This is a genomic window from Streptomyces nanshensis, from assembly GCF_001751255.1.
GTDB lineage: Bacteria > Actinomycetota > Actinomycetes > Streptomycetales > Streptomycetaceae > Streptomyces > Streptomyces nanshensis_A.
The window spans coordinates 1-6,502 of sequence record NZ_LJGW01000174.1 but is presented as its reverse complement, the minus strand read 5'-3'; the positions used below and the strand labels follow the sequence as shown (position 1 = coordinate 6,502).

8 protein-coding genes are annotated in these 6,502 nt (G+C 74.9%); 6 read left to right on the top strand and 2 right to left on the bottom strand.

All coding sequences use genetic code 11. The features are described 5' to 3' along the window. Positions 1–139 precede the first annotated feature (139 nt). The 5 genes from AN218_RS10815 to AN218_RS10795 all read left to right on the top strand — a co-directional run bounded on the left by AN218_RS10815 (position 140) and on the right by AN218_RS10795 (position 4,646). The gene (locus AN218_RS10815; RefSeq protein WP_079132031.1) at positions 140–2,047 is read left to right on the top strand and encodes an ABC transporter ATP-binding protein; all 1,908 of its coding nucleotides are present in this window, start codon (positions 140–142) and stop codon (positions 2,045–2,047) included. 95 nt (positions 2,048–2,142) lie between these two features. After that, the gene (locus AN218_RS10810; protein WP_107421413.1) at positions 2,143–3,021 is read left to right on the top strand and encodes an ECF transporter S component family protein; all 879 of its coding nucleotides are present in this window, start codon (positions 2,143–2,145) and stop codon (positions 3,019–3,021) included. Further along, the gene (locus AN218_RS10805) at positions 2,981–3,304 is read left to right on the top strand and encodes an antibiotic biosynthesis monooxygenase family protein (RefSeq protein ID WP_070016574.1); all 324 of its coding nucleotides are present in this window, start codon (positions 2,981–2,983) and stop codon (positions 3,302–3,304) included. Before AN218_RS10810 ends, AN218_RS10805 begins: the two co-directional genes overlap by 41 nt. Positions 3,305–3,464: 160 nt before the next feature. Beyond that, a complete protein-coding gene (locus tag AN218_RS10800) occupies positions 3,465–3,644 on the top strand; it encodes a hypothetical protein (RefSeq protein WP_070016572.1) in 180 nt (59 codons plus the stop codon). A gap of 192 nt (positions 3,645–3,836) precedes the next feature. Beyond that, the gene (locus AN218_RS10795; protein ID WP_070016571.1) at positions 3,837–4,646 is read left to right on the top strand and encodes a class I SAM-dependent methyltransferase; all 810 of its coding nucleotides are present in this window, start codon (positions 3,837–3,839) and stop codon (positions 4,644–4,646) included. A 64-nt stretch (positions 4,647–4,710) separates the two neighbouring features. Here the strand turns inward: AN218_RS10795 and AN218_RS10790 are convergent, their stop codons facing one another. Together AN218_RS10790 and AN218_RS10785 are read right to left on the bottom strand one after the other, a co-directional pair. Further along, a complete protein-coding gene (locus AN218_RS10790; RefSeq protein ID WP_338059608.1) occupies positions 4,711–5,406 on the bottom strand; it encodes an HAD-IA family hydrolase in 696 nt (231 codons plus the stop codon). A 322-nt stretch (positions 5,407–5,728) separates the two neighbouring features. Next, a complete protein-coding gene (locus AN218_RS10785) occupies positions 5,729–5,947 on the bottom strand; it encodes a peptidoglycan-binding domain-containing protein (RefSeq protein ID WP_079132029.1) in 219 nt (72 codons plus the stop codon). A gap of 339 nt (positions 5,948–6,286) precedes the next feature. Between AN218_RS10785 and AN218_RS37455 the strand changes: the two genes are divergently transcribed. Further along, positions 6,287–6,502: hypothetical protein (locus AN218_RS37455; protein ID WP_216311750.1), on the top strand; the 216-nt coding region annotated here is incomplete at its 3' end.

Below are 6,502 nucleotides of genomic sequence, written 5' to 3'. Positions count from 1 at the left end.
TCCCGCTGTGGCCCGCGGCGGGCCTCCTCGTCGGGCTGCTGCCCGCGTTCGTCGCACCGGTCCCCGCCGCCGCTCCGGGCGCCGGCACCGCCGCCCCGGCCTCCCGTGAGACGGCGCCCGCAGGCAAGGAGCCCGCACAGTGATCCGCTTCGAGCAGATGTCGGTCGGCTACGACGGTACGGACGGCCCCGCCCCGCACGGCGGAGAGGCGCCACGGCCCGTTCTGCGCGGGGTGGATCTGGAGATCCCCGAGGGCGAACTGTGCCTGCTCGTCGGCCCGTCCGGCGTCGGCAAGTCCACGCTGCTGGGCACCGTCTCCGGGCTCGTACCGCACTTCACCGGCGGCACCCTGCACGGCCGGGTCACGGTCGCGGGACGCGACACCCGTACGCACAAGCCGCGCGAACTGGCCGACGTCGTCGGCACCGTCGGGCAGGACCCGCTCGCGCACTTCGTCACCGACACCGTCGAGGACGAACTCGCCTACGGCATGGAGTCGTTGGGCCTGCCGCCCGCCACGATGCGGCGCCGTGTCGAGGAGACCCTCGACCTCCTCGGGCTGGGCGAACTGCGGGACCGTCCCCTCGCCTCGCTCTCCGGCGGCCAGCAGCAGCGCGTCGCGATCGGCTCCGTCCTCACGCCGCATCCGCGCGTCCTCGTCCTGGACGAGCCGACCTCCGCCCTGGACCCGGCCGCCGCCGAGGAGGTGCTCGCGGTGCTCCAGCGTCTGGTGCACGACCTCGGTACGACGGTGCTGATGGCGGAGCACCGCTTGGAGCGCGTCGTGCACTACGCCGACCTGTTGCTGCTGCTGTCCGGACAGGGCGCGCCGCCCCGACTGGGCGACCCCGCCGAGCTGATGGACCACTCTCCCGTCCGGCCGCCCGTGGTCGCGCTGGGACGGCTCGCGGGCTGGTCGCCGCTGCCGCTGTCCGTACGGGACGCGCGGCGCAGGGCGGGACCGCTGCGGGAACGGCTCGCGGGGGCCGAGCCGGGACCGGGGACCGGGACGGGCCTGCGCGCGCGGTCGGAAGCGGAGCCGCATGAGGACGCGGACGAGACACCGCGAGGCAGCACGGCGGACGGCCAACTCCCCCTGCCCTCCGGCGAGTCGGGGCCCCTGGCCGGACTGCGCGCCCGTCTCCGTCCCCGTACCCGGACGGCGCCCCGCGCCCCGGCCGCGACCACACCGTCCGACCGCACGGACGAGGAGCCCGCCGCCCGGCTCTCCGGCCTCACCGTCCGCCGGGGCCATATCACCGCCCTCCGGGACGTGGACCTCGCCATACGTCCCGGAGAGACCGTCGCCCTCATGGGCCGCAACGGCGCGGGCAAGTCCACGCTGCTGCGCGCCCTCATGGGCGTCCACACCCCGGCCGGCGGTTCGGTGACGGTCGGCGGCGCGGAGCGGCTCGTCCCCTCCCGCACCCGGCCGCGCGAACTGCTGCGGCACGCGGGCCTCGTACCGCAGGAGCCGCGCGATCTGCTGTACGCGGAGACCGTCGCCGCGGAGTGCGCCGCCGCCGACACGGACGCGGGCGCCGAACCCGGCACCTGCCGCGGCCTGGTGACGGAGCTGCTGCCGGGCGTGGACGGGCACACGCACCCGCGCGACCTCTCCGAGGGGCAGCGCCTCGCACTCGCCCTCGCGGTGATCCTCACGGCACGCCCCGGGCTGATCCTGCTCGACGAGCCGACGCGCGGCCTGGACTACGCGGCCAAGTCCCGCCTCGTCGGCGTCCTGCGCGCGCTCGCGGCGGACGGGCACGCGACCGTACTGGCCACGCACGACGTGGAGTTGGCCGCGGAGATCGCGCACCGCGTGGTGATACTGGCGCAGGGCGAGATCGTCGCGGACGGGCCGACGGCCGAAGTCGTCACCTCCTCACCGGCGTTCGCGCCACAGGTCGCCAAGGTCCTCGCGCCCGCGCGATGGCTCACGGTCCCGCAGGTCGCGGCGGCGCTCGACGCGGAGGCCGGTACGGGCACGGGTACGGGCAGGGTCACAGGCACGGGTACAGGCACGAGCGGGGAGGCACGCCCGTGAACTCCCCGTTCCGCCGGGCCCGTTCGGCGCCCTCGCCCCGTCACGCTCCCGCCACGCAGACCGTACGTGCCGTACCTGCCGTACGCGCCGTACGGCTGGGCCCGCGCTCCGTCGTCGCCCTCACGCTGACGAGCGCCACGGGCGTCGTCGCCTTCGGCTGGCCGCTGCTCGCCGACTCCGCGTCGGGACTGGCGCATTCACGCGACGCACCCTGGCTCTTCGCGGCGCTGCTGCCGCTGCTGCTGGCCGTCGTCGTCGCGACGATCGCCGACTCCGGCGTGGACGCGAAGGCCGTCGCGATGCTCGGCGTGCTGGCGGCGGCGGGCGCGGCACTGCGTCCGCTGGGCGCGGGCACGGCGGGCCTGGAGCCGATGTTCTTCCTGATGGTCCTCGCGGGCCGCGTCCTCGGCCCCGGCTTCGGCTTCGTCCTCGGCGCCCTGTCGATGTTCGCGGGGGCGCTGCTGACGGGCGGCGTCGGCCCCTGGATGCCGTTCCAGATGCTCACGATGGGCTGGGTCGCGATGGGCGCGGGGCTGCTGCCCGGTGCCGAACGGCTGCGCGGCCGGGCCGAGTCGGCGATGCTCGCGCTCTACGGTGCGGTCTCGGCGCTGCTGTACGGACTGGTGATGAACCTACAGGGCTGGCCGTACATCGCCGGGCTCGGCTCGGGCGTCTCCTTCGTCCCCGGCGACCCGCTCCCGGAGAATCTGACGCGGTTCCTCACCTACGTCCTGGCCACCTCCCTCGGCTGGGACGTACCGCGCGCCACGCTCACGGTGGTCCTCGTCCTCACCCTCGGCGGCACCGTCCTGCGCGCCCTGCGCCGCGCCACCCGCCGCGCGGCCTTCGACGCCACGGTCTCCTTCTCCGCGCCGCAGGAGACGGACGGCCCGGAAGAGGAGAGCGTCACAGCGGTACGGCAGGATGGACGGCATGAGCATCGTGAAGATCAACGTCCTCAACGTCCCGGCTGACCAGCGGGAAACCCTCGAAAAGCGCTTCGCCTCCCGCGCGGGCACGGTGGAGGACTCGGACGGCTTCGAGTGGTTCGAACTCCTCCGCCCCGTCGAGGGCACCGACGACTACCTCGTCTACACGCGCTGGCGCGACGAGGAGTCCTTCCGCGCCTGGATGGAGGGCCCCATGAAGCGCAGCCATGAGACGTCCTCCGGCGAGCGTCCCAAGCCGGCCGCCCAGGGCTCGGAGCTGTGGTCCTTCGAGGTCGTCCAGCAGGCGTCCCCGAAGAACGACGCCTGACGGCACGGCCCTGCACCGCACATCGGGACCGCCCCCGGCGGGATCGCATGTGCGGCCCCCTTCTCCGCCCCGCCCGCCGATGACACCCGAATGACCCCAACTGGCGGCCACGCAGGGACGCCTGACGCGTGGGCGCGGTACCGCGCGCGAACATCCGTGCATGCCGGAGATGTTTCGTGAAGCGAAGAGCGCAGCGGAGTGCGCGGAGTGCGCCAGGCTGCTGGCGGTGGTGGAGAAGGCGGCGCGGGAGTACGACCGGAGCGCGGAGACCGATGCGCGGGTACGGCTGCGCAGACACGCACGGGCCGTGCACGGGCGGGAGTTGCCTCTCCCCTGGTAGCACCGGTCCTGGTAGCACCGGTCCTGGCAGCGGCGGTCCTGGCAGCGGCGGTCCTGGCAGCGGCGGAACGCTCCGGCACCGGGGACGGTCGGACGCCCGCCGGAGCGGATTCCCCGGGTCCGCCGCGGGCCCCGTACAGGCGGTCTACGCTCTCCGGGTCCGGACGCGGGAGCCGGACAAAAGGGGGCAGGGGTGGACCGGGACATCCGCAGCGTGGAGGACGTACTCAGGCTTCTGGACGGCCTGTTCGAGGAGGGGGCCGACCGCTGGACGGCGGGCGCCGCCTCGTGGTGGGACGGCTTCTACACCGACCGGGAGAGACCGGTGCCGTTCTTCGCCGAGCGTCCCGACGAGAACCTCGTCTCGTACACCGAGCGCGGTCTCCTCACGCCGGGCCGCGCGCTGGATCTGGGCTGCGGGCCGGGACGCAACGCGCTGTGGCTCGCCGCCCTCGGCTTCGAGGTCGACGCCGTCGACCTCTCCCCCACCGCCGTCGCCTGGGCCGAGGAGCGCGCCCGCGAGGCGGAGCCCGGTACGCGCGCCAGGGTGCGGTTCCACTGCGGTGACGCCTTCGCGCTCGTCGGCGGCGCACCCGGCACGGAGGACCGTGCCGCCGGTGACGCCGGTGCCGCCGACGGGACGGCAGTGGGCGCGCTCCGCGGCCCGTACGACCTGATCTACGACTCGGGCTGCTTCCACCATCTGCCCCCGCACCGCCGCGTCAGCTATCTCGCGCTGCTCGACCGCGCCCTCGCACCCGGCGGCCATCTGGGGCTGACGTGCTTCGCCGCCGGCGGGATGGGCTGCGAACTGGACGACGCCGAGCTGTACCGGACCTCACGGCTCGACGGCGGGCTCGCCTACAGCGCGCGCTGGCTGCGCTGGATCTTCTCCGGGCTGACGGAGGTCGAGCTGCGCCGCATGCGCGACGAACCGGAGGACTCCCCGTACTTCGGCGAACCCTTCCTCTGGACGGCGCTCTTGCGCCGCGAGCCCGCATAAGCCCGCATAAGCCCGCATAAGGAGGCCGCGGGCCCGCACCCCGAACGGGAGACGGCCCCGGCGGTCAGCCCGTCGGGTCCTCAACGCGCGCCGCACGGCCCGCGAAGGCGACGCGGACCGAGCCGTCGGCCAGCGCCCGTACCGTGACCTCGCTCAGGTCGGCCACGTGCGCCGTCGGACCGTGGTCCGCCGCCCGCGCGCCCACGCCCACCACCGGCATGCCCGCCGCCCGCGCCGCGGCGATGCCCGCACCGGAGTCCTCGAAGGCCACGCACTCGCCGGGCGTGAGGCCCAACTCCGCGGCGCCCTTGAGGAATCCCTCCGGGTCCGGCTTGCTCGCGCTGACATGGTCGGCGGTCACGCACACGTCCGGCACCCGCACCCCGGCCGCGCGCATACGGGCCGTCGCGAGGCCGGTGTCGGCGGAGGTGACGAGCGCGTGCGGTACGCCCACGAGGGCCGCCATGAAGCCGACGGCGCCCGCGACGGGGACGACGCCCTCCAACTCCCGCTTCTCACGGGCCAGTAGGGCGCCGTTCTCCGCGAGGTTGACCTCCATGGGCCGGTCCGGGAAGACGTCCGCCATCGTCAGATGACCCTGACGCCCGTGCGCGACGCGCAGCACCTCGGCCGGGTCGAGCCCCTTGGAGACGGCCCAGTCGTGCCAGACGCGTTCGACGACGGCGTCGGAGTCGACCAGAGTGCCGTCCATGTCGAGCAGCAGTCCGCGGGCGGTGAGGGACGGTTGCGGTGCCGGCACGGTGCGGGCTCCCTCGCGTGCGGAGACAGAAGCAGTGGTTCCGCCCGCCGGTCAGGGGACCCTCGGGGCCGGGTGGAACCCGGCGCAGGGGGCACGGGCGGAACCACTTTGTTTGCACACGATACAAAGAGTCGGTGGAGTGCGCCAGCCGTACCCGTCCACGCGGGCGGACGGCGTCCGTGCACGGGCGCACGGGGATGCCGCCCGCAGCCCTCAACCAGCCCTCAACTCCCGGGCGCGGGCCGGTCGGTGGGCGGATCGACAGGCACGGCGGTCCAGCCGTGGACGGGTGGGCAGCCGACGGTCGGCGGTCGGTCCCGGCTCAGCCGGAGGTCTGGGCCTCCAGGGCGCGGCGCGTGTTCGCTCCGTACTCGCCGTACCGGTCGCCGCGGATGCCGTTGCGCGCCTGGTACTGGGCGACGGCCTGCTGGACCTCGGCCGAGTAGACGCCGTCCTCCGCCGCGTCCTCGTCGAGCGTTCCGGCCTGCTTGAGGCGGCGCTGCAACTCGACGACCTGCGGACCGGTGTCGCCGGCCCGCAGCGTCTCCTCGTCCGGAGTGCTCGGGTCCTGCGGGGGACGCGGCCGGTCGCGGTCGGGGCTGCCGCCGCCCCAGCCTCCGTCGTGGTCGTGATCGCGGCCCTCCGAGCCGTCGGAGCCGGAGCCGCCGGGGGCCGAGGAGGCGGACGTACGCGGCGCGGGAGCGCGGCCGGTGTGCTCGTCGCCGTCCCGTGCGGCACGGGAGTCGCTGCCGCCGGTGCGCGAAGTCGGCTTCGCGGAGGGCTTCTTGGCGTCGTCGCCGTCGTCCGTACGGGACGGGTCCGTCGTCGGGCCGCCGCTGGGANGCCGCCGCTGGGAACGTCCGGGAGTGCGGTGTCGTCGGTGCTCAGGCTGCGGTCGTCGGCGCTGCCCTCGTCGGTGAGCGTCTGGGCCGTCAGCAGCCCGGCGCCGAGCGCCGCGACGACACCGGCCGCGGCGAAGACGGCCTTCGAGGGGCGGCGGCGCCGTTCGCTGCCGTCGTTCCGCCCGTACGGTGCGGAGCCCCGCTTACGGCGGTGGGCGCCACCGCGCGGCGCGGACGGGCTCAACGCGCGGGTG

Coding starts and splice junctions, on each gene's coding strand:
- AN218_RS10805 (WP_070016574.1), top strand. CDS start 2,981: ATGAGCATCGTGAAGATCAACGTCCTCAACGTCCCGGCTGACCAGCGG.
- AN218_RS10800 (WP_070016572.1), top strand. CDS start 3,465: ATGCCGGAGATGTTTCGTGAAGCGAAGAGCGCAGCGGAGTGCGCGGAG.